Raw genomic sequence first — 22220 nt, 5'->3', positions numbered from 1 at the left:
AACGCTAGCGAGTGATCGGGAGAAGTCAATCAATCTCCCAAAGTGATTGACTTCCCTCAATCGCTCGTGGAGCATTACTGATTGACAACCCTCAATCACTGACGCTCAATCACTGATCATCCGCCCGCCGTCTCGAGGAAGAGCCATGGCCACATCCGACCAACCGCCGTCGAGCAAACCACAACAGCAGCACGGTCCCGCTTCATCGCAGCGGCCGAAACACGTCTCGCTGTGGAGACACCGCGATTTCATGAAGCTGTGGGCAGGCGACACGGTCTCTGTGTTCGGATCCGAGCTCGTCCTCTTCGCCCTGCCCCTCATCGCCGTGCAGATCCTCCACGCCGACGCCTTCGAAATGGGAGTGCTCGCAGCCCTGGAATCTGCGGCGTTCCTGCTCATCAGCCTGCCCGCCGGGGCCTGGGTCGACCGTCTGCCGAAGAGACTTGTCATCGTCTCCGGCGACATCATCCGCGCCGCCATCCTCCTGACCATCCCGGTGACCTGGATGGTCGGCGCCCTGAGCATGGTCCAGCTCTACCTCGTCGCGGCCGGAGTCGGAATCGTCAGTGTCTTCTTCGACATCGCCAATCAGTCCTATCTGCCCGAGCTCGTCGACAGCGATGCGATCTCCGACGGCAACGGCAAGCTCCAAGCCAGCCAGCAGACTGCCGGAGTCGCAGGCCCTACGCTTGCCTCCGGACTGGTCACCGCGATCGGGGCCCCGCTCACCGTGGGACTGACGAGCATCTGCATGGGACTGTCCAGCATCCTCGTCGGGCTCATCCGACACCGCGAAACCCCACGGCCGGCCGAGGTGCGGGCCGGACTCGTCGCCGAGATCCGCGAGGGACTCGCTTTCGTCATCGGCCACCCGCTGCTGCGCCGGATCACCGCGTGCACAGGTCTGACGAACTTCGCGTCGTCGGGCATCTTCGCTCTCTTCGTGCTGTACGCCCTCACCACGCTGGGACTCCACCAGGTCGAGCTCGGCATCATCATGTCCGTCGCCTCGGCCGGCGGCATCCTCGGTGCGCTCTCTGCCGCATGGGTGCAGAAGGTCCTCGGCGAAGGATCGAGCATCGCCCTGTCCGCGCTGATCGGCGGCCTCTGCTTCCTCGGTGTTCCGCTCGCCGCCGTCCTGCCGGCACTGCCGACCCTGCTGATCAGCTGGTTCCTTGTGACCTGGGCGGTCGTCGTCTACAACATTGCGCAGGTGAGCTTCCGTCAGCGCCTGTGCCCGAAGCCGCTGCTGGGCCGCATGAATGCCTCGATCCGCTTCCTCGTATGGGGGCCGATGCCGCTCGGCGCTTTCCTCGCCGGCATCCTCGGCGACTGGCTCGGGGTGACGACGGCGATGTGGATTTTGGCGGCCTGTGCGCTGCTCGGCTCACTGCCGGTACTCGCCTCCCCGCTCGTGCGGATGCGCGCACTCCCCCGCGAACTCGATCTGCTCGGCAGCAGCGCAACCGCCGATCGAGAGTGATGGCGAAGGAGCGTTGCGAATCGACAGCTTGGTGAACGTGCATCAGCTCGGTCCCTGCACCAGGCTGTTGCAGGTTCACCAAGTTGTCAGCGAGATGTGCCCCACCTCAGCGGGTCGCGTAGAGGTGCTCGGGCCGTCCCGTCGATCCGTACTGCAGGGACACCGTGATCGTGCGGGCTTCGGCGAGCTTCGCCAGATGCCGCTGCGCGGTGGCACGTGAGGCACCGACCGCCTCGGCGACCTCGAGTGCCGTCATCGGACCGCTCGCCTCCTCGAGTGCGGCGAGGATCCGCGTCGTCGTCGACGATCCCGCCGGGCTCGCTCCGGTTCCCCCGACGGCCGCGGCATCATGGAGGTTGCGCAGCTGCCGCTCGAGGTCGGCCTGACCGACCTTCTCCCGCTCCCAATAGCGGAGGAACCTCGCGTAGCGGCGCAGGAAGTTCTGCAGCACCTCGGCCGCGAAGGGCTTGACGATGTACGTCATCGCGCCGGCCCGCAGCGACGAGCGGACCACCTGCGGATCCGTGACCGCCGAGAGCACGATCGCATCGATATCGGTCTCGCGGATGAGGTCGACACCGGTGCCCTCGGGCAGCACATAGTCGACGAGAAGCAGGTCGACGTCGTGCTCGGCGATGATCTCGCGCGCTGCCTTCAGGTCGCGGACGGGTTCGAGCGCCTTGAAGCCGGGCACCTCGTCGACATAGCGGGCATGGATCTGCCCGACGAAGAAGTCGTCATCGAGCACGAGAACGTTGACCATCATCTCTCCTCACCAGTTGGGAAATCGTCGTCGGCGACCGTCACATCGCCCGCGCCGTCAGCGACCGCGCCGCCCGCGCAGCCTGCCGCTGTCAGGTCGCCCGCGCCGTCAGCGACCGCATCGCCGTCGTCGCCGTCGTCGCCCGCGCCGTCAGGATCGTCGAGCGCATCGGGCAGGCGTACGCCGAAGCTCGCCCCGCCGAGGTCCGGATCGTGTCCGTCGATGAGCCACACCTCTCCCCCGCCCTTCTGCGCGACCCGGCGGCAGAGCGCGAGTCCGATGCCGAGTCCGTGACCGTCCCCGGTGCCGGTTCCGGTGGTCAGTCCGATCCCGAAATCCGGCGCCGAGGCGGCCGTCGAGGTTGTGAATCCCTCGTCGAAGATCCGTCCCGCCACCTCGTCGTCGATCCCGTCGCCGGTGTCCGTGACGACCGCGTGCAGTTCCGTCCCGGAGCTGAGCACTTCTACTTCGACCCGGCCCCCGTCCACGGCGTAGCGCTGCCCCGCCACGGCCGCGCGCACGGCGTTGTCGATGAGGTTGCCGAGGATGAGCGTGACCGCTTCCGGGTCGCGGACCGCGCCGACGGCCAGGGAGTCCGGGGTCACGGCCAGGGTCACTCCCGCCTCGGCGGCGGTCGTCCCCTTCGCTTCGAGGACGGCCCGCAGGTACGGGTCGGAGATGAGGTCGATGTCCTCGACCGGTGTCGTGATCGGCCCGGTTCCCAGGAGGGAGGACAGGTAGGTGTGGGCCTCATCAGTGGCACCCGTATCGACGAGTCCGAGCACGGTATGCAGCCGGTTGGCGAACTCGTGCCGCTGGGTGCGCAGGGCCCGAGCCATGGCGGTGACGGATTCGAGCTGGCGGGCCATCGTGAGCATCTGGGTCTCGTCGCGGACGGTCACGACCCCGCCGACGGAGACCCCGTCGCGCTGGACCCGCACGGCTGTGGCCAGCAGGATCCGGTCGCCGATTGTGATCCGCCGCCGCAGGGCTCCGTCCGCCGGGGCGTCGGCCATGAGCGCGGTGATCTCGTCGGGCACATTGACGAGTTCCTCGTCGGAGACGGCGGCCAGTTCGCAGTCGGAATCCCCCGCCGAGGCGGCTGCCCCGTTCGCGTCCACCGTGCCGTCCGCATGGTCGACGTGCTTCACCGAGGCGGCCCCGAGCAGCTCCTTCGCATTCGAATTGCTCAGGGTGAGTTTCCCGTTCGTGTCGAAGCCGAGCACTCCGTCGTCGAGGCCGTGGAGCACGGCCCCTTGGTCGCGGGCCATCTCGGCGAGCTCTTCGGGTCCGACGCCGAGCGTCTCCCTGCGCAGCCGGCGCCCGAGCATGACCGATATGACCCCGCCGAGTGCCAGGGCGAGCACCGCAACGGTGCCGAGCAGAATGAGTTCGCGGCGGACGTCGGCATCGAGCACGGAGGCGAAGATGCCGACAGAGACCTCACCGACGACGGTCTTTCCGTCCTCGCTCGAATAGATCGGGACCTTCGCCCGTACCGTCTCGCCCAGGGTTCCGGATTCGTGGGAGACGTTCTCGCGTCCGGCCAGCGCCTCGTCCGGAGACGTCGAGACCTTGTGCCCGATCTTCGACCTGTCGGGGTGGGTGAGTCGGATGCCGCGGTCGTCGGTGATGACGGCGAAGGTGATGCCCGACCGGTCGCGCAGATCATCGGTGATCTTAAGCATGGAGGTCACGAGCTGTTCATCGGGTTCGTCGGCGTGTTCGGCCGAAGCCTGCGTGGCGGCGGCTCGGACGTCCGGATCGACCGCCAGCGTGCGGGCGGTGGCCAGCGCCTTCGTCTCGGTCACCTCGGTGACGGTGCGCGCCCCCATCCACGCGAACACGCCGGTGACCAGGGCGAGGATCACGATGACGAGCGCGAGCTGAGAGATCAGCACACGACGGGAGAACGAACGATGGGGCCGGGGCACGCGCTCAGCGTAGCCGCGGATGAGCGCAATGCGCAAAAGGCACTCAACGATCTCAACGCCATCAGTGCACACAAACGCGCGGAGCACGTGACCTGGGCCCTACGGTGTTTCGAGCCTCACATTCGCCTTCGAAGGAGAAGCTCGTGCTTGTCATTCTCGGTTTCGCCATGATCGCCGTCTTCATGACGCTGATCATGACCAAACGCCTCTCGCCGATCCTCGCGCTCATCCTCGTGCCCACGATCTTCGGCCTCTTCGCCGGAGCAGGTCTGGGCATCGGGGAGATGGTCATGGACGCGATCGCCTCGATGTCGTCAACGGCAGCCCTGCTGCTCTTCGCCATCATCTACTTCGGCATCATGATCGACGTCGGCCTCTTCGACAAGCTCGTCGAGTTCATCCTCAAGGTCGCCGACAACGACCCCGTCAAGGTCGTCCTCGGCACCGCGCTGCTCACCGGTGCGGTGTCCCTCGACGGCGACGGATCGACGACGTTCATCGTCGTCACCGCGGCCATGCTGCCGATCTACCAACGCCTCGAGATGTCGCCGGTGGTGCTCACCTGCGTGGCCGGTCTCATCAACGGCACTCTCAACATCGTCCCATGGGGCGGACCGACGGCCCGAGCCTCCTCGGCGCTGCAGATCGACGCGAACGAGATCTTCGTTCCCATGGTGCCCTCCCTGGTGGCGGGCCTGCTCGTGTGCTTCGTCTTCGCCTATGTGCTCGGCATCTCCGAACGCCGCCGCCTGGCCAAGAACGGCGTCGCCTGGGCCTCCGACCGCGGATCGAACCGTCGCAGGGACCTCGTCGGCGCCGTGGCCGGAGCCAGCACGACCGCGGGTTCGTCCGCGGGCGGCGGGAACGGTGCGACCACGGGTGGACACGGATACGGATTCGGGTCGACCGCCTCGGCGAACGATGACACCACCGAGGCAGGACCCGCCTCCGGAAGCGACGCAGACGGATCCGCCGGAACTGGTTCGGGCCTGACGAACACCGCACTCGATCCCAACCGCGCAACCCTGCGGCCGCAGCTGTTCTGGTTCAACCTGGCCCTGACCGTGGCCGTGATGGTCCTGCTCATCATCGACATCCTGCCGCTGCCGTACCTGTTCATGATCGGCACCGTCATCGCACTCATCGTCAACTTCCCGAAGATGAAGGACCAGCAGGAGGAGCTCGCTTCCCACGCGACCGCGATCATCTCCGTCGTCGCCATGGTCATGGCCGCAGGCGTGCTCACCGGAATCATGTCCGGCACCGGAATGGTCGACGCGATGGCCGCATGGCTCGTCGACGTCATCCCGAACGCAATGGCCCCCTACATGGCCGTCATCACCGGCCTGCTGTCGATCCCGATGACGTTCTTCATGAGCAATGATGCCTTCTACTTCGGCATCCTGCCCGTGCTCGCCGAGACCGCCTCCCACTTCGGCATCTCCGCAGCCGACATGGCCCGCGCCTCGATCACCGGCCAGCCCGTGCACATGCAGTCACCGCTGGTGCCCGCGATCCTGCTGCTCGTGTCCCTGTCCGGCGTCGAGCTCGGCGATCACCACAAAAAGGTGCTGTGGCGGGCGCTCATCGTCGCCCTCGTCATGCTCGCAGTCGGTGTGGCCGTCGGCGTCATCGGAATCGGCTGAGCGGAGGCCCCAGATGACTGATCTCTACTCGACCTCACAGCCCCGCTTCCCCGTTCCGTCTCGGCAGGTCACCGCGTCACCGGACATCGGCTCGGCCTCGCGCACCGTGGTCCTGGCGCTGCGCCCCGATTCCTCGGACGAAGTGCTCGAACAGGCGATCGCCGCGGCCCGCCGTGAGAACGCAGCGGTGCAGGCCGTCGTGTTCGGCACGGATACGACGACCGCGCCGTCGACCTCTCCCCTGGCCGAGTGCACCAAGTTGGGTGCCGCCCTCGCCGAGGCGAAGCTCGACTACGCCGTCCACCGTGCCGGTCCCGACGCGGCCGAGCAGATCCTCGGTCTCGCCGCCGACCATGGTGCGGCGCTGATCGTCATGAGCACGAAGCGACGTTCGCCGGTGGTCAAGCTGCTGCTCGGCTCAAGCGCACAGCAGGTGATCCTCGAAGCCGAGTGCCCGGTGCTGTTGGTCAAGTAGCAGTCCGGTTCAGGCCACGTCGGTGCCTGAAGTCGGTCGCGCGGCAGCGGTCGCGTGATGCTAGACCCCGGCGATTCCGCGGCCCGGGGCAAGGATTCCGCGCGGATCGACGAGCGACTTGAGCTCTACCAGACCCTGCCGGCCCGGCTGCGGACCCCACGCGTCGACCTCGTCCCAGACCGGCGCGGGGGCGTGGATCAGCCGGGCGGCGATGCAGTGCAGACCGAAGCTGCGCAGATGCTCGAGGGCCACACGTGTGGCCACCCCCGGTTCGGATTCCGGAGCGCCGATGCCCAGCTCGAACACGCCGGTCGCACTGCCGCGCAGCTGCAGCGGATAGCCGATCGTCGTCTCCAAGCGGGTCACGGCATCGATGAGGGTCGGAATGAAGCTCGGTGCCGCCGACAGCTCGATGGTCGCGGCCAGGCGCGCTCTGCGACCCCACCATTCCGGTTCCGCGCACGGAGTCGCGCCGGGAATCCGGTCTGCGAGGTGGTCGATTTCGCCGACGACGTCGTCGTTGTCGCCTTCGAACTGCACCACGGTTGCCGCCGGCGAACCGGGTGGGCGTTCGATGACGACCGCGTCGGGAACGCGACGGGCGGTCAGAAGGTCGCAGGCCGCCTCGGTGCCGGGAATCCACACGAAACCCTGCGTTTCGGGTCGCTCGGTCAGACGAATCTCGGCTTCGGCGATGATCGCCCGGGTCCCCCAGGATCCGGTGACCAGGCGCGGCAGAGCGCGACGGCCCAGATCCGGATGGAGGCCGCCAGCGGTGCGGGCGATGGTCCCGTCGGCGGCGATTACCGTCACGGATTCCACGGTCTCGGCCAGGCGGGGACGGCGCAGACTGCGGGGCCCGGTGGCCGCGGTGGAGATCATTCCGCCCAGAGTGGCGCCGGCGTCGATGCGGTCGCGGGGAAGATCAGCGAGGATCTCCTGTCCTGATTGGGCGGCGAACCTGGTCAGGGCGCTGATCCGGGTTCCGGCTCCGGCCCGGATGGTGTCGCCGGACTGGTCGGCCACCTCGGCGATGGATGTCAGGTCGATGAGCAGGCCCGGGGTGGACGCGGGCGGATGATCGTCGAAGGCGGTGCCGCCGCCGAACACTGCGACGGTGCGGTTCTCGGCATGGGCGCGGGCCATGAGCTCGGAGAGTTCGGCGATACCCCTGGGACCGGCCAGTCGGGGCAGTGCGTCTGTGGTCAGGCTCATCCGCATCTTCCGTTCCTGCTGTCTCGGGCGCTGCGCTGCATGCGTGTGTATGTCGAGCTTAGCGAAGAACGCCCTCGAAATCGGTGCTCGGGGCACAGATTTCGAGGGCGTTCGGTGTCGTCACCGGCCGTGGACGTGCTTGCCCGAATCGGGGCACGCAGCAGGGCCGGAGTCGATCACGACCTGCGGATCACGGCATGCGGGCGTAGGCCGGCAGAGTGAGGAAGTCGACGTACTCGGGGTCGAGAGCGACCGAGACGAAGGTGTCGGTGGCGTCCTTCCAACCCGAGTCGTCACCGGGCAGCTTGGCGACCTCCTCGGCGACGATGCGCTCGACGAGTTCCTTCGTCACCGTCTCACCGGAGTCGAGGGTGATACCAGCGTCGAGCCACTGCCACACCTGGGAGCGGGAGATCTCGGCGGTCGCGGCGTCTTCCATGAGTCCGTTGATGGCGACAGCGCCGTTGCCTTCGAGCCAGGCGCGCAGGTACTGGATGCCGACGGACACGTTGGTGCGCAGGCCCGCCTCGGTCATCGCACCCGGGGTCGACTTCACGTCGAGCAGATCGGCAGCGGTGACATTGACGTCTTCGCGCTTGTTGTCGATCTGGTTGGGCTTGTCGCCGAGGGTCTCGGTGAAGACCTCCTTGCAGAGTGCGACCATTCCGGGGTGAGCGACCCAGGAGCCGTCGAAGCCCTTGGAGGCCTCACGCGACTTGTCTTCACGCACCTTGTCGAAGGCGGCTCTGTTCGCGGCTTCGTCCTTCGAGGGGACGAAAGCGGACATTCCGCCGATGGCGTGTGCCCCGCGCTTGTGGCAGGTCCGCACGAGCAGTTCGGTGTAGGCGCGCATGAACGGCACCGTCATAGTCACGTCCGAACGGTCCGGCAGCAGGTAGTCGGAGCCGCGGGAGCGGTAGTACTTGATGACGGAGAAGATGTAGTCCCAGCGTCCGGCGTTGAGGCCGGCCGAGTGCTCGCGCAGTTCGTAGAGGATCTCTTCCATCTCGAAGGCTGCGGGGTAGGTCTCGATGAGCACGGTGGCGCGGATGGTGCCGCGGGACAGGCCGAAGACATCCTCGGCGTGTTCGAAGACCTGGTTCCACAGGCGGGCCTCGAGGTGGGACTCCATCTTCGCGAGGTAGAAGTAGGGGCCGCGGCCCTTCTCGATCTGGATCTGACCGGCGGTGGCGAAGTAGAGCGCGAAGTCGACGAGCGAACCGGAGGTCTCCTCGCCGTCGATGAGGATGTGCTTCTCGGGCATGTGCCAGCCGCGGGGGCGCACGACGATGGTCGGCAGCTCCTCGTCGGGGGCAAGCTTATATTCTTTGCCCTCAGGCGAGGTGAAGTCGATTTCGCGGTTGAGCGAGTCGAGCAGGTTGATCTGGCCCTGGATGACCGAGTCCCACTGCGGGGTGTTCGCGTCCTCCTGGTCGGCCAGCCACACCCTCGCGCCGGAGTTGAGCGCGTTGATCGTCATCTTCTTGTACGTGGGGCCGGTGACCTCGACGCGGCGGTCTTCGAGACCGGGTGCCGGGGGTGCGACCTGCCAGGAGGGGTCGTTGCGGATCTCAGCGGTGTCTTCGAGGAAGTCGAGGTCTTTGCCTGCGGCGATCTCGGCCTGGCGCTCCCTGCGAGCCTCGAGGCGCTCGAGACGGTCGTCGTTGAACTTCCGGTGCAGGTCGACGATGAGCTCAAGCGCCTTGGGCGTGAGGACCTTCTCAGCCCCGTCCGGCAGCTCACCGGTGATCTCCATCCCGGCGGGGATGTCCAGGTTTTCGATATGAGCGGTCATCGATGGTTCTCCTTAGTCAGCACATCGGTGCTGCATCCTTATCCACATCTGGTGATGCGATTTGTTCGCTGGTCAACGGGGTTTTGACTGCGAAACTTTCACATTGTGAAAATGTTTGTTCACACAACGAAAGAATATGAGGTGATGCACGTCTCGTCAAACCCTATCCTGCATTCGAGACGGTGTGTTCGTTGACACCGCCCAAGGGGCCGGCGAGGATGAGAAGGACATCTCTCGTGGACTCGCCGAGGCGGCAACGACGCCGCGGATCGGACTGAAAAGTGGACAACCTCGCTGTTGCAGCTCTCTTGGCCCTCTCCCCCATTCTCTTGGCCGGAATCCTTCTCATCGGATTCCGGTGGCCTGCGAAATACGCCATGCCGATCGGACTGATCGCTGCCGCGCTCGTGGCGAACTTCGCCTGGCAGATCGAGTGGGTGACGATCGGCGCATCGGTCGTCCAGGGCCTCCTCGTCGCGATCGGACTGCTGTGGATCGTCTTCGGCGCGCTTCTGCTGCTGGCCACGGTCACCCGGTCCGGAGCGATCGAGACGATCCGCTCCGGGTTCATCGCGATCTCCCCGGACCGGCGCGTGCAGGTCATCATCATCGCCTGGCTCTTCGGCTCCTTCATCGAGGGTGCCGCCGGCTTCGGCACTCCGGCGGCCGTGGTCGCCCCGCTCTTGCTGGCCCTCGGCTTTCCCGCGATCGCCGCGGTCCTCGCCGGTCTCATCATCCAGTCGACTCCGGTGAGCTTCGGCGCCGTGGGCACCCCGATGGTCGTGGGCATCGGTACCGGCCTGTCTCAGGAGGACGGCTCGATGTCGGCCGATGTCGCCGAACGCGCCGGTCAGCTCGGCCTCGGCCAGGCCGAGTTCGTCGCTCACACCGCCGCTCAGGTCGCGCTCATCCACGCCTGCTGCGGCATTCTCATCCCGCTGCTGCTGTCGTGCATGATGACCGGGTTCTTCGGTGCCAATCGGCGCTTCGCCGACGGTCTGGCCATCGCCCCGTTCGCGATCTATGCGGCTGTGGCGATGATCGTGCCCTACCTCATCGTGGCCAATGTGCTCGGACCCGAGTTCCCGTCGCTGCTCGGCGGACTCATCGGTCTGGCCATCGTCGTGACGACCTCCCGGATGGGCTTCCTCATGCCGAAGAAGACCTGGGACTTCGCTCCGCGTGAGACGTGGCCGGCGATCTGGATGGGCACGGTCGACCCGAACAAGGAGAAGGCGCAGCTGACGAAGAAGATGTCGCTGGCCCGCGCCTGGTCGCCCTATCTCATCGTCGTCGCTCTGCTGCTCATCACGCGCAATGTGCCCGCGATCAAGGAGTTCCTCACCGGTCCGGCCGTGATCAAGATCGATAACATCTTCGGCACCCCGATCAGCCAGAACATGGATCTGCTGTGGTCGCCGGGGGCGATCTTCGTCCTCGCCTGCGGGCTGACGTACTTCATCCACCGGATGACGAGTAAGCAGATCGCAGGCTCCTGGCAGATCGCCGGTTCGCAGATCGCCGGCGCTGCCGTTGCTCTGCTGTGTTCCCTGCCGCTGGTGCGCGTGTTCATCAACTCCGGCGCCGACTACAACGGTGCCGGCCTGGATTCGATGCCGGTCACCCTCGCCGAGGCGGCCGCCAGCTCAGTCGGCGACGCCTGGCCGCTGTTCGCCCCGTTCGCCGGTGCGCTGGGTGCATTCGTGGCAGGGTCGAACACGGTTTCGAACGTCATGTTCTCGCAGTTCCAGTTCTCCACCGGCACCGCGATCGGTGCGGCCAGCCCCGAGACCGTGGTCGCGGCTCAGGCGGTCGGTGGCGCTGCTGGAAATATGGTGGCCGTCCACAACGTCGTGGCCGCCTCGGCGACGGTGGGCCTCATCGGTCGGGAAGGCGAGCTCATTCGTCGCACCTCGATCCCGATGCTCGTCTATTCGCTGACCGCGGGCGCTCTGGCGTTCATCGGCCTCAACGGTCTGGGCTTCAATGCGGGCACCGTCGTCCTCACCGCGATCATCATCGGCCTCGCCGTGGTCGTGGTGATGATCCGCCGCTCCCCGGGCAAGCCGCTTGCCGGGGTCGGCGTCGGGGCGGCGGCCGGCGGCAGCGAAGGCACGGCCGACGACGATCCGGAGCCCACCACGCGCACCTGACGTTGCCGCCCGCGCTTGACTGTGCCGTCCGCGCGGATCGTTCCTCGCACCTGACGCTGCCGTCCGCGCGGATCGTCCCTCGCACCGGGTGTCATAGCCTTTTGGCACAGGAGTCATCGCCTTCTGATCCAGGCATGGGGTTCAAACGCGATGTGCCGATCAGAAGGCGATTCGTCCGGAACGCGCCAACGCACGCAGGACCGACAGGCACCTGCGGGCGTTCTTGGGTTCGTCGGCGCAGCAGACCGACAGTCGAGCCGACCGCCGACGCAGTCTCAGACGATGACGACCATGGGGACGATCATCGGCTTGCGGCGCAGCTTCGACGACACCCAGCGGCCGATGGTGCGGCGCACCACCTGCTGGAGCTGGTACTGATCGGTGGTGCCGTCACGCAGGGCATCCTCGACGGCCTTCTGCACCTTCGGGATGATCGAGTCGAAGACGTCATCGGACTCGGCCACACCGCGGGCGTGGATCTCGGGTCCGGCGATGAGCGACTTCGTCTGCGAGTTCACGGCCATGAAGATCGTCACGAACCCCTCGCCGGACAGGACCAAGCGGTCCTTGAGGTCCGCCTCGGTGATCTCACCGACCGACGAACCGTCGACGAAGACGTAGTTGCAGTCGACGGCGCCGACGACCTCGGCGTGACCGTCCTTGAGGTCGACGACCCAGCCGTCATCGGCCAGGACGATGTTGTTCGGGTCGACTCCGGTCGCCTCGGCGTGGCGGGCGTTGGCCAGCAGGTGACGCCATTCGCCGTGGACGGGCATGACGCCGCGGGGTTTGACGATGTTGTAGCAGTAGAGCAGCTCGCCGCCGGAGGCGTGGCCGGACACGTGGATCTTCGCATCCGCCTTCGAGATGACACGAGCGCCGAGCTTCATCAGGCCGTTGATGACCTTGAACACGGAGTTCTCGTTGCCGGGGATGAGCGAGGAGGCGAGGATGACGGTGTCGCCGTCGCCGACGTCGACGCGGTGATTGCGGTTGGCCATGCGCGACAGGGCGGCCATCGGCTCGCCCTGGGAACCGGTGCACATGAGGACGATCTGGTCCTCGGGGTAGTCGTCGACCTTCTTGATGTCGATGAGCGTTCCGGCCGGCACGTTGAGGTAGCCGAGGTCTTCGGCGATCTTCATGTTGCGCACCATGGAGCGGCCGACGAGGGCCACCTTGCGGCCGTGGGCGGTGGCGGCGTTGAGCACCTGCTGCACGCGGTGGACGTGGGAGGAGAACGAGGCGACGATGATGCGGCGCTCGGCGGTGCCGAAGAGGTTCTCGAGCACGGGCCCGATGTCCTTCTCCAGCGCGGTGAAGCCGGGGACCTCGGCGTTCGTCGAGTCCGTCATGAACAGGTCGACGCCTTCTTCGCCGAGGCGGGCGAAGGCGCGCAGGTCGGTGATGCGGCCGTCGAGCGGCAGCTGATCCATCTTGAAGTCACCGGTGTGCAGGATGTTGCCGGCGCCGGTGCGGATGAACACGGCCAGGGCGTCGGGGATCGAGTGGTTGACGGCGACGAACTCGAGGTCGAAGGGACCGAGCTGGTCGACATCGTCTTCGGCCACCACACGGGTGATGGGCTTGATGCGGTGCTCTTTGAGCTTGGCTTCGATGAGCGCGATCGTCAGCTGCGAACCGAGGATCGGGATGTCGCCCTTGCGGCGCAGCAGGTAGGGAACGGCGCCGATGTGGTCTTCGTGGCCGTGGGTGAGCACGAGGCCGATGATGTCATCGAGGCGGTCGTCGAGGTAGGAGAAATCGGGGAGGATGAGGTCGACGCCGGGCTGGTCCTCTTCGGGGAAGAGCACACCGCAGTCGACGATGAGGAGTTTGCCGTGGTATTCGAAGACGGTCATGTTGCGGCCGACTTCGCCGAGTCCGCCGAGCGCGACGATGCGGACGGCTTCTCTGTCCATCTTCGGCGGGAGGGACAGTTCTTGGGTCAATGCATTATTCACTGAGGTAACCACTCCTGGTCAATTGGGCGGCGACGAACGCCATCTGATCCTCATCAGCTGGGAGCAGCGGCATACGCACATCGCGGTTGTCGAGTATTCCTTGGGCCTGCAGAGCGGCCTTCGCCGAGATCACTCCCGGCATGTGGTTCATGAGCGCATCCACCACGTCCGCGGTGTCGCGGGAGAGGGTGCGTGCGGTGTGAAGGTCGTTGTTCGCCACTGCGGAGACCATGGCGGCGAACCGGTCCGAGCAGACGTGTCCGGCCACGGACACGAGTCCGAGTGCACCGAGGGACAGCAGCGGCAGGTTGAGGGCGTCCTCGCCGGAGTAGTACACGAGCGAGGAGTTGTTCATGACGAACGAGGAGGCGAAGAGGTCGCCCTTGGCGTCCTTGACCGCGAGGATGTTCGGGTGGTCCGAGAGTCGCAGCAGGGTGTCCGTGATGATCGGGGCACCGGCGCGGCCGGGGATGTCATAGAGCATGACCGGCAGGTCGGTGGAGTCGGCGGCCGCGCGCATATGGGCTTCGATCGCCGGCTGGGTCGGCTTCGAATAGTACGGGGTGACGAGCAGGATCCCGTCGGCTCCGGCATCGGCCGAGCGGCGGGAGAGATCGATGGTGTGTGCGGTGACGTTGTTGCCGGTGCCGGCGACGATCTTGGCCCGCTTGCCGATGACTCCGCGGACGACGCGGATGAGTTCGACCTTCTCGTCGTCGGTCGTCGTCGGTGATTCGCCGGTGGTGCCGGAGACGACGAGCATGTCGTTGCCGAGCTCGACGAGGTGGTTCGCCACCTTCTCCACAGACGCATAGTCGATGCTGCCGTCGCGCTTGAATGGAGTCACCATTGCAGTGCCGACGGATCCGAACGCGTCAATGGCAGTCGCTGCTGCCTGATCACCGAGAATCGCCATAGACCCAAGGATACCGCCCACGTCGTCTCATCAGTGCAGTGGTCCACCCGCGTTGCGGGTGTCGTTCGCCTCGGATGCGGCGCTCATGCAGTCACAGTGAGAGACAGATCACACCCGTGTCCGTCCGATCGTCTACGCTTGTGCCCTGCCTGCCACCGAAACTCAGGAGTTTTCGATGACCCGCACCCGCGTCCGCGATTTCCATGATGATGACCTCGACGGAATCATCCGTCTCTTCGAAGCCGCCGTCCCGGAATCCGCGGCCGCTCCTCCGCTCTATCCGCTCTCCGAGGTGCTGGCCGCCTGCCAGCGCAATCAGGCCGTCGTGGCCGTCCGTGATGAGGAGATCGTCGGTGCCGCCGTCGGTCGCGCCGCCCACGGGCAGGGGGTTCTCGTGTTCTTCCATGTCCTCGAGGCGGTCCGTGCCGATCCGGAGCAGGGCACCCGCGCCGAGGCGGGGCTGCTCGATGCGCTCGAACGCCGTCTCATGCCGCTGGGCTTGGGGAAGCTGTCGATGCTCATTCCCGCAGGGACGTCGGCCTGCGATGGTCTGGTGGCCAACGGGTTCGAGACCCGGTCCGGGCTGAAGTACGTCGAACGGCACCTGCCCGTCCAACGTCGTGAACTCGACCGGCTCAAAACGGTGGGCGGACGGATCCTGCCGCGCCACCTCTGGGATGGGGTCAGCGGGATGCAGGAGGAGAAGGACATGCTCGAGGACCGCCTCGTCGTGCCCTTGGCCGAACCGGATCTTGCCGATCATTTCGGGGTGGTGCCGCCTCGGGCGGTGATGCTCTTCGGTCCGCCGGGGACGGGGAAGACGACATTTGCGAAGGCGGTGGCATCGCGGTTGGATTGGCCGTTCGTCGAGGTGTTCCCGTCGCGTCTGTCCGGCGAGCCCGGTGGTGTGGCGGCGGGTCTGCGCACGACGTTCGAGCAGATCAACGAGCTCGAGCATGCTGTCGTGTTCATCGATGAGGTCGAGGAGATCGCGTCGAAGCGCGGGGGTGAGCCGCCGTCGCCGACGCAGGGTGTGACGAATGAGCTGCTCAAGCAGGTCGGTCAGTTTCGAGATCGGGAGGGCCGGCTGCTCATCTGTGCGACGAACTTCGTCCGCGCCCTCGATGCGGCGTTCCTGCGGCACGGGCGCTTCGACTACGTCATCCCCATCGGTTTGCCGGATGCCACCGCCAGGGAGGCGATCTGGTCGCGCTACATTCCCGAGCACACGATCGCCGGTGTCGATCTCGACGTGCTCGTCAATGCCAGTGACGGTCTGACCCCGGCCGATATCGAGTATGCGGCCCGGCGTGCTTCGCAGGAAGCTCTGGCGTCGTCGCTGCGACAGCAGCACGTCGATATCTCCTCTCGGTCGGATGTGCTCTCCACCGATGACTACCTCGAGGCTCTGCGGGCGACGCGAGCGACGGTGTCCGAGGAGACAGCCCGGGAGTTCGGCGAAGACGTGGAGACGATCGCCAGGCTGTGAGCCGGTCGCAGTATCCGTCGCTCGGGTACGGTGCCCCCTACCCTTCGAGCAGGCGGTCCGCGGTCTCGATGAGGATCCGCGTCATCGTGGACGGATCGGGACCGTGACCGGCGACGGTGGCCAGGTCGAAACCGTCGATGATGGCGACGAACGTGTCGACCACCTCGGCGGCGGAGAGCTGGAAGAGCTCGAATTCGTGCCTCTTCAGCCCATCGTCGACGATCGTCCGGAACAGTCTCCGCCATCCGGCGAACACGGCATCGACACAGTTCTGCAGGCCTTCGTCCGTGCGCGCGGCGGTGACGAGTTCGAGCCAGATCCGCGACCGCTGCTCGTGCATGCCCACCCCATGGACGGCAGCGAACGCATCGTGCAGGCGATAGCGAGCCATCCGACCGCGCGGGTCATCGCCCGGCTTCGCCATCTCTTCGAGGTGCAGCAGCACCGTCGCGGTATGGAAGGAGAACGCCTGGGCGAGCAGGTCGTCCCGGGACTCGAAGTAGTACTGCACGGTGCCGATGGACATGCCGACTGCTTTCGCCACGTCCCCGAGTCGGACCGCGGCGGGACCTTTGGCGACGATGGCGTCGAGGGTCGACTGGATGATCGCGAACTTCTTCGCCTCGGCCTGCTCGGGCGGCTGAGCCGGGCGCGGGCTCATGCCGTGACCGATTCTCGTCGTTCGGCCAGATCGGTCGCCGCGGTCAGACCTTCGTACACGGCCTCCTCGACCGTGCGCGGGGCCAGGGCGTCGCCGATCACCGTCACCGAGGCGGCCCCGACGTCGAGGTCGACCGGCACCGATCGCGGTGCCGCCGACACGATCGTCGCGGCGACGCCGTCGACCTCGTGGACGACCTCGCAGAGTGTGGATTGCAGGTACCCGGTGTCGGTATCGACGCCGACGAGGCGGGCGTCGTTGACGAATTGCACCCGGCCGGTCCGCAGTGCTTGGGACACGAGCAGGGTGCGGGTGTACTGCTGGATCGCGGCACCGGCGAAGTTCGCCGCGGTCGCCAGAGTCACCTGGCGTCCGGCTTCGGCCAGGCGCAGGGCGATGCCGAGTCCGATCCAGTCGCCCTTCCAGTCTGTGACGAGCACGCGCCCGACCGGCAGGTCCGGGGACTTCCGCAGATAGTCGCGGGCGCCGATGACGAACGCGTCGTCGGCGATCTCGAGGGCGGGCATGCGCTGTTCGGCACCGGTGGCGATGATGACATGGTCGGGGGCCACCTCGGTGATGAGGTTCTGGGTGGCCGGTGCGGAGGTGCGGATGTCAACGCCGGCGCGGGCCGCCTCGGCGGTCAGGTTCGTCGCCGCTCCCCCGAATTCGGACCGGTACGGCAGTTCCTGCGCCAATAGAACCGCCCCGCCGAGGTGGGGCTCCTTCTCGCACAGAACGACGTCGTCGCCCTGTTCGGCGGCGACCGCTGCGGCCTTGAGCCCGGCCGGTCCCCCGCCGATGACGAGGACCTTGCGTCTGGTGCGCACCGTCGGTCGGGGCAGGAAGGTCAGTTCCCGACCGGATTCGGGGTATTGGATGCACGAGATCGGCACACCCTGTTGGAAGTGGCCGATGCAGGCTTGGTTGCAGCCGATGCAGGCGCGGATCTCGTCGACGTTATCGGCTGCAGATTTGTTCGCGATCTCCGGGTCGCAGATCATCGCACGAGTCATGATCGCCATGTCGGTGCGGCCTTCGGCGATCGCGGTTTCGGCTTCGTGGGGTTGGTTGATGCGGCCGGCGACCATGACGGTCTTGTCGGTGATCTTCTTGACCTGCTCGGACAGGTTCGTCGCGTATCCGGGGTCGATCTGCATCGAGGGAACGATGTGGACGGCACCCTGCAGGGTGGAGGAATCGCCGGCGGTGATGGAGAAGTAGTCGAGGCAGTCGACGCCGTCGGTGTCGTCGGCGTCGGCGGTCAGGGAGTCGAGGTGGTCGATGAGGTCGAGGATCTCAGCGGCGACGAGCCCGTCCTCGGTCTTCTCCTCACCGGAGACCCGCACGCCGACGACGACATCGGGTCCGACGGCGGCGCGGACGGTCTGGGCCACCTCGGCGAGGAACCGGCGGCGGTTCTCCGGGCTGCCGCCGTACTCGTCGGTGCGGGTGTTGACGGCGGGGTTGAAGAACTGGATGGGCAGGTAGCCGTGGCTGGCGACGATCTCGACGCCGTCGATTCCGGATTCGACGATGCACTTCGCTGCATGCCCGTAGCCGGCGATGATGTCTCTGACCTCAGCGGTGGTCAGCGCTTCGGGGACGACCTTGAAGCGTTCCTGCGGTTCATCGCTCGGGGCCTTGGCCCGGGGTGCCATTCCGCGCTCGCCGTCCATGACTTCGCGGCCGGGGTGGAAGAGCTGGGCGACGATCGTGGCCCCGTGACGGTGGACCGCCTCGGCGACGGCCCGGTATCCGGGGACGGAGGATTCGTCGGTGGCCATGAGCACGTGGCTGGTGTAGCGGGCGGTTTCGTGGACGCCGGAGACCTGGAGGACGATGAGTCCGGCTCCGCCCTTCGCACGGGCCTCATGGTAGGCGACGAGGTCGTCGCCGATGTGGCCGTGATCGTCGAGGACGGTGTCATGGCCGGAGGAGACGATGCGGTTGCGGATCGTCGTCGAGCCGATGGTGATGGGGGCGAAGAGGTGCGGGAACAGCTGAGACATGATCGTCCTTGATCACTCGCGGGTGGGACTGTGTGGCCGACCCTCGATGGGGCTGCCTCAGTTATTCATATCACCGTATGACGAACGGCGGCAAGGGCTGCATCCATGGACCCGATCTCCGATAGGGCGGGCCTTGGTCTCTAAACCGAGTGGTCAGTCAGAGCTCGCTGCCGGAGACCGCGAAGGTGTCGCAGCTGTTCAGACCCTCGTTGTAGCCGGTGGTGAACCAGTTCTGGCGTTGTTCGCTCGACCCGTGGGTGAACGATTCCGGATTGACGAAACCGGACTGCTCTTGGATGTGATCGTCGCCGACGACGAAGGCCGCATTGAGGGCATCGTCGAGCTGTTCCTTCGTGGGCTCTTCGAGGTACGCAGTGCCGTTGTCGTCGGTGAGTGTGGTGATCTTGCCGAGCCAGGCACCGGCGTAGCAGTCGGCTTGGAGTTCGGTGCGCACGCCGTTGCTCTCAGGTCCGGTGCCGTTGTTCGGGTGCTCGCTCATCACGCCGGTGATGTTCTGGGTGTGGTGGCCCCATTCGTGACCGACGATGTAGAGCTGGGCGAGCTCATCGGCCGAGGCACCGAACTGCTGACGCAATATGTCGAAGAAGCTCGGATCGATGTAGACGCCCTGATCGGCCGGACAGTAGAACGGCCCGACCTGGTTCGAAGCGGTTCCGCAGGCCGTCGAGGTCTGACCGTCGACCAGTGTCATCGCCGGCGGTTCGTAGCCGTCCACTTGCTGGGCCCAGTAGTCGTCGAGGACGACCTGCGCTCCGGCCATTCGGCAGTCGATGTTCGTATTCGCGTCCTCACCCGTATCGCATTGGGACATGCTCGTCCCGCTCGACTGGCTCTGCCCGCCGTCGTCCGGGGTGATGCCACCCATCAGCCCGGTGACATCAACGCCGAGCAGCGGTCCGATGAGGAAGACGAGCAGGCCGACGATGCCCACGCCGCCGCCCCCGACGATCGCGGTGTTGCGACCGCGTCTGCTCGTCCTGTTGCCGCTGATATCGGCGTTCGGGTTGAAGGTCATGGCATAAAGATACCCCGGGAGCGGACAAGGGCAGGCGAGCAGATGTGAAGTCGTGTGAGAATCGTTCCATGAGCTCTCACCCGGCGGAACCTCACCGAGCGCACGACGCAGACTCCACGGCCACCTCGGCGAGGGTTGCCCGTCGGCTCAGCCCCGACGGTCGCCTCATCGGACTCGATGTCGCCCGCGGGATCGCTCTCTTGGCGATGATGGTCACGCACATCTTCGCGCTCGGCGACGAGACGGGGATGCCGACCTGGGCAGCCATCTTCGCCGGGCGCGCCTCGGCGCTGTTCGCCGTCCTCGCCGGCTGCTCTCTGGTGCTCTCGACCCGGTCAAGGATGGCGGAATCGGGCCGCTTGCGCGATGCGGCGCCGAGCGTGCTCATCAGGGCGGCGGCCATCGTCCTCATCGGGCTGTGCCTCGGGTCGATCTCGAGCCTCTTGGCGGTCATCCTCGTCAACTACGGGATCATGTTCGCACTTGCGCTGTTCTTCCTGCGTCTGCGGGCCGGTGCGCTGTTCGCGATCGCCGGAGTCTGGGTGGTCGTCTCCCCGATCGTGTCGATGTGGGTGCGTTCGACATTCCTCCTCGAACCGAGCTACCTGCCGATGGGCTTCTTCGACCTGGCAACGCCGGGGACGATGCTCACCGACCTGTTCCTCACCGGCTATTACCCGGTGCTGCAGTGGCTGTCATACATTCTGCTCGGCATGGCCGTGGCGAAGCTCGACATCGGCCGGCACCTGCGCGCGCTGTTCACGGCCGGACTCGGACTCTTCGTCGCCGGTCGCGGTGCCTCGTGGATTCTGCTCAATGTCTTCGGCGGAGATGCCGCGCTCGTGGAGGTGTCGCAGATGTGGGGCACGGACCTCACGGCGGCCCTGTTCACCGGCAGCTATGGGGTGACTCCGGCGACGTCGTGGTGGTGGTTGGCGATCGCCGGTCCGCATTCGGGCACGCCGTTCGATCTGCTCTCCACGGGCGGCACCGCGTTGATGACGATCGCCGCCTGCCAGGCTGCGGCGCTGCTGTTGGGTCGCCGCTCGTGGGTGCTTGCACCGCTGTCGGCACCGGGATCGATGCCGCTGAGCGTGTATTCGGCGCACGTGGTGCTGTTGGAGATCACGCGGTCGCAGATCGTCGGCAATCCGCTGGAGGAGGCCGCGACGACGGGCGAGCAGACCCTCGAATTCGTCATCCACGCACTCACATTCGTGCTGCTGCCGCTGGTGTGGAAAGCATTTGTCAGCGCCCGCGGCCCGTTGGAAGGCGGAATCGCCGCGGTCATCCGGGCGGCGTCGCCGGGACCTAAGCGCCCTGCTTCTGACCGCCCCGGAAGAGACTGATCGACTTGCGCATCGTGGCGCGGGCCCGTTTGCGGTCGCCGCTGGCGTCGTAGGCGCACGAGAGCCGGAACCAGGACCGCCAGTCGTCGGGGGCTGCCTCGGCTTCGGCCTGGTACTTCACGAATTCCTTGTCGGCGGCCTCGCGGATGATCTTCCCGCCCGGTGTCCTGGGCAGGTCGTCGACGGGCAGTCCGCCTTCCTCGCCGAGGATGCGCGCGAGCTTCTCCGTACGGGCACCGAAGACGAGTTCGACGATGAGCGTCCAGGCGCCGATGACGGGCAGAACGAACAGGGCGATGCCCATGATCGTGGGGATCATCGCGGGTTCGCGCACGAGGATCCACGCCCGCTGACCCATGAGGACGAAGTAGAAAACGAGGACGACGGAGACGATGATCGCCCCGATCTTGGCCTTCGACATCAGAGGTCGAGCATGTTCTCGAGGCCGTGGATGAGCCCGGTGTAATCGGCGATGGACCGCACGGCGGTGACGATGCCGGGCATGAACGCCGAGGTGGAGTGTGAGTCCGTGCGGATGGTCAGTGCTTCGCCGTCGGAGCCGAAGAGGATCTCTTCGTGGGCGTTCATGCCCTGCTGGCGGATGGCGTGGACGTGGATTCCGTCGATGACGGCGCCGCGGGCTCCCTGCGGGTCGGATTCGGTGGAGTCGGGAACGGCCGGCAGTCCGGCGGCGTTGCGGGCTGCGGCGATGCGCTGGGCCGTGTGGTTCGCCGTGCCGGACGGGGCGTCGAGTTTGCGGGTGTGGTGGATCTCGACGACTTCGGCCGAGTCGAAGTAGGGTGCCGCGAGTTCGGCGAAGCGCATGGCCAGGACGGCACCGATCGAGAAGTTCGGGGCGATGAGCACCGCGGTCTGCGGATGGTCCTTCAGCGTGTCCTCGAGCCGGGCCAAACGGTCGTTGTCCCAACCGGTGGTGCCGACGACGGTGTCGATGCCGTTCTCGACGAGGAAGCGGACATTGTCCTCGGTGGATTTGGGCACGGTGAGTTCGACGGCAACGTCGATGTTCTGCTCCAGCAGGGTCTCCAGCGAGTCGCTGCTGCCCAGGGCTGCGACGAGTTCGAGTCCTTCGGCGTCATTGATCGCATCGACGGCGTGGGATCCCATCCGGCCCTTGGCTCCGATGACGGCTACGCGAATGCTCATATGCTGTGACTCCTTGTGCGATGATCCTTGCGAGGTGTGCCGGTCGGGACGAGGCGAGACGACCGGAACGATCTCCGCCAGCCAGTCTAGCGACCCTCGGCAGTTCTCTTCACATCCAGTGACCATCCGAACACTCCCAATTGCTACCTGACGGCGGCGCAG

Annotated in this window: 17 protein-coding genes; 6 read left to right on the top strand and 11 right to left on the bottom strand. The window is 66.3% G+C overall.

Annotation, left to right across the window (positions count from 1 at the left end; genetic code table 11):
• Window positions 1-145: 145 nt before the first annotated feature.
• Window positions 146-1483: an MFS transporter gene (locus AD89_RS0113480; protein WP_197021766.1), complete on the top strand. Its 1338-nt coding sequence runs from the start codon at window positions 146-148 to the stop codon at window positions 1481-1483.
• A gap of 106 nt (window positions 1484-1589) precedes the next feature.
• On the opposite strand, the gene AD89_RS0113475 is transcribed toward AD89_RS0113480, so the two are convergent.
• Window positions 1590-2249 (bottom strand): response regulator, encoded by a 660-nt coding sequence (locus tag AD89_RS0113475; RefSeq protein WP_231488681.1) that lies wholly within the window; start codon window positions 2247-2249, stop codon window positions 1590-1592.
• Window positions 2246-4180 carry an ATP-binding protein gene (locus AD89_RS0113470; RefSeq protein WP_025779727.1) on the bottom strand — a complete coding sequence of 645 codons (1935 nt, stop codon included), beginning with the start codon at window positions 4178-4180 and terminating at the stop codon, window positions 2246-2248. The genes AD89_RS0113475 and AD89_RS0113470 overlap by 4 nt, the downstream gene beginning before the upstream one ends.
• 143 nt (window positions 4181-4323) lie before the next feature.
• On the opposite strand from AD89_RS0113470, the gene AD89_RS0113465 reads away from it, so the two are divergent.
• Both AD89_RS0113465 and AD89_RS0113460 read left to right on the top strand, forming a co-directional pair.
• A complete protein-coding gene (locus AD89_RS0113465; RefSeq protein WP_025779725.1) occupies window positions 4324-5826 on the top strand; it encodes a CitMHS family transporter in 1503 nt (500 codons plus the stop codon).
• A 13-nt stretch (window positions 5827-5839) separates the two neighbouring features.
• Complete coding sequence (locus AD89_RS0113460) at window positions 5840-6301, top strand: universal stress protein (protein ID WP_025779722.1); 462 nt, start codon at window positions 5840-5842, stop codon at window positions 6299-6301.
• Window positions 6302-6361: 60 nt separating this feature from the next.
• Here the strand turns inward: AD89_RS0113460 and AD89_RS0113455 are convergent, their stop codons facing one another.
• Window positions 6362-7516: an FAD-binding oxidoreductase gene (locus tag AD89_RS0113455; RefSeq protein WP_025779720.1), complete on the bottom strand. Its 1155-nt coding sequence runs from the start codon at window positions 7514-7516 to the stop codon at window positions 6362-6364.
• A 190-nt stretch (window positions 7517-7706) separates the two neighbouring features.
• Window positions 7707-9311: a malate synthase A gene (gene aceB / locus AD89_RS0113450; protein WP_025779718.1), complete on the bottom strand. Its 1605-nt coding sequence runs from the start codon at window positions 9309-9311 to the stop codon at window positions 7707-7709.
• A 281-nt stretch (window positions 9312-9592) separates the two neighbouring features.
• On the opposite strand from aceB, the gene AD89_RS0113445 reads away from it, so the two are divergent.
• The gene (locus AD89_RS0113445; protein ID WP_025779716.1) at window positions 9593-11464 is read left to right on the top strand and encodes an L-lactate permease; all 1872 of its coding nucleotides are present in this window, start codon (window positions 9593-9595) and stop codon (window positions 11462-11464) included.
• A gap of 275 nt (window positions 11465-11739) precedes the next feature.
• Here AD89_RS0113445 and AD89_RS0113440 read toward each other — a convergent pair whose 3' ends face one another.
• Window positions 11740-13386 (bottom strand): ribonuclease J, encoded by a 1647-nt coding sequence (locus AD89_RS0113440; protein ID WP_051505267.1) that lies wholly within the window; start codon window positions 13384-13386, stop codon window positions 11740-11742.
• Window positions 13387-13420: 34 nt separating this feature from the next.
• Window positions 13421-14344 (bottom strand): 4-hydroxy-tetrahydrodipicolinate synthase, encoded by a 924-nt coding sequence (gene dapA, locus AD89_RS0113435; RefSeq protein ID WP_025779713.1) that lies wholly within the window; start codon window positions 14342-14344, stop codon window positions 13421-13423.
• Window positions 14345-14519: 175 nt separating this feature from the next.
• On the opposite strand from dapA, the gene AD89_RS0113430 reads away from it, so the two are divergent.
• On the top strand, window positions 14520-15833 hold the full coding sequence (locus AD89_RS0113430; protein WP_025779711.1) for an ATP-binding protein: 1314 nt from the start codon (window positions 14520-14522) through the stop codon (window positions 15831-15833).
• Between the two features lie 37 nt (window positions 15834-15870).
• On the opposite strand, the gene AD89_RS0113425 is transcribed toward AD89_RS0113430, so the two are convergent.
• From AD89_RS0113425 to ypfJ, 3 genes are all read right to left on the bottom strand, one after another.
• Entirely contained in the window at window positions 15871-16494 is a 624-nt protein-coding gene (locus AD89_RS0113425) for a TetR/AcrR family transcriptional regulator (RefSeq protein WP_025779709.1), read from the bottom strand.
• Window positions 16491-18506: an oxidoreductase gene (locus tag AD89_RS0113420; protein ID WP_035320870.1), complete on the bottom strand. Its 2016-nt coding sequence runs from the start codon at window positions 18504-18506 to the stop codon at window positions 16491-16493. Before AD89_RS0113420 ends, AD89_RS0113425 begins: the two co-directional genes overlap by 4 nt.
• A 157-nt stretch (window positions 18507-18663) precedes the next feature.
• A complete protein-coding gene (gene ypfJ / locus AD89_RS0113415) occupies window positions 18664-19542 on the bottom strand; it encodes a KPN_02809 family neutral zinc metallopeptidase (RefSeq protein WP_025779705.1) in 879 nt (292 codons plus the stop codon).
• A 68-nt stretch (window positions 19543-19610) separates the two neighbouring features.
• On the opposite strand from ypfJ, the gene AD89_RS0113410 reads away from it, so the two are divergent.
• Window positions 19611-20891, top strand: a complete 1281-nt coding sequence (locus tag AD89_RS0113410; protein WP_025779703.1) for a heparan-alpha-glucosaminide N-acetyltransferase domain-containing protein — start codon at window positions 19611-19613, stop codon at window positions 20889-20891.
• On the opposite strand, the gene AD89_RS0113405 is transcribed toward AD89_RS0113410, so the two are convergent.
• Together AD89_RS0113405 and dapB are read right to left on the bottom strand one after the other, a co-directional pair.
• Window positions 20854-21312: a tetratricopeptide repeat protein gene (locus AD89_RS0113405; protein WP_025779701.1), complete on the bottom strand. Its 459-nt coding sequence runs from the start codon at window positions 21310-21312 to the stop codon at window positions 20854-20856. The genes AD89_RS0113410 and AD89_RS0113405 overlap by 38 nt on opposite strands.
• The gene (dapB, locus tag AD89_RS0113400; RefSeq protein WP_025779699.1) at window positions 21312-22058 is read right to left on the bottom strand and encodes a 4-hydroxy-tetrahydrodipicolinate reductase; all 747 of its coding nucleotides are present in this window, start codon (window positions 22056-22058) and stop codon (window positions 21312-21314) included. Before dapB ends, AD89_RS0113405 begins: the two co-directional genes overlap by 1 nt.
• Window positions 22059-22220: the final 162 nt, after the last annotated feature.

This window comes from Brevibacterium sp. VCM10, from assembly GCF_000583215.1.
GTDB classification, from domain to species: domain Bacteria; phylum Actinomycetota; class Actinomycetes; order Actinomycetales; family Brevibacteriaceae; genus Brevibacterium; species Brevibacterium linens.
Note: the sequence above shows the minus strand (reverse complement) of the source record. Positions and strands in the feature narration are given on the sequence as shown.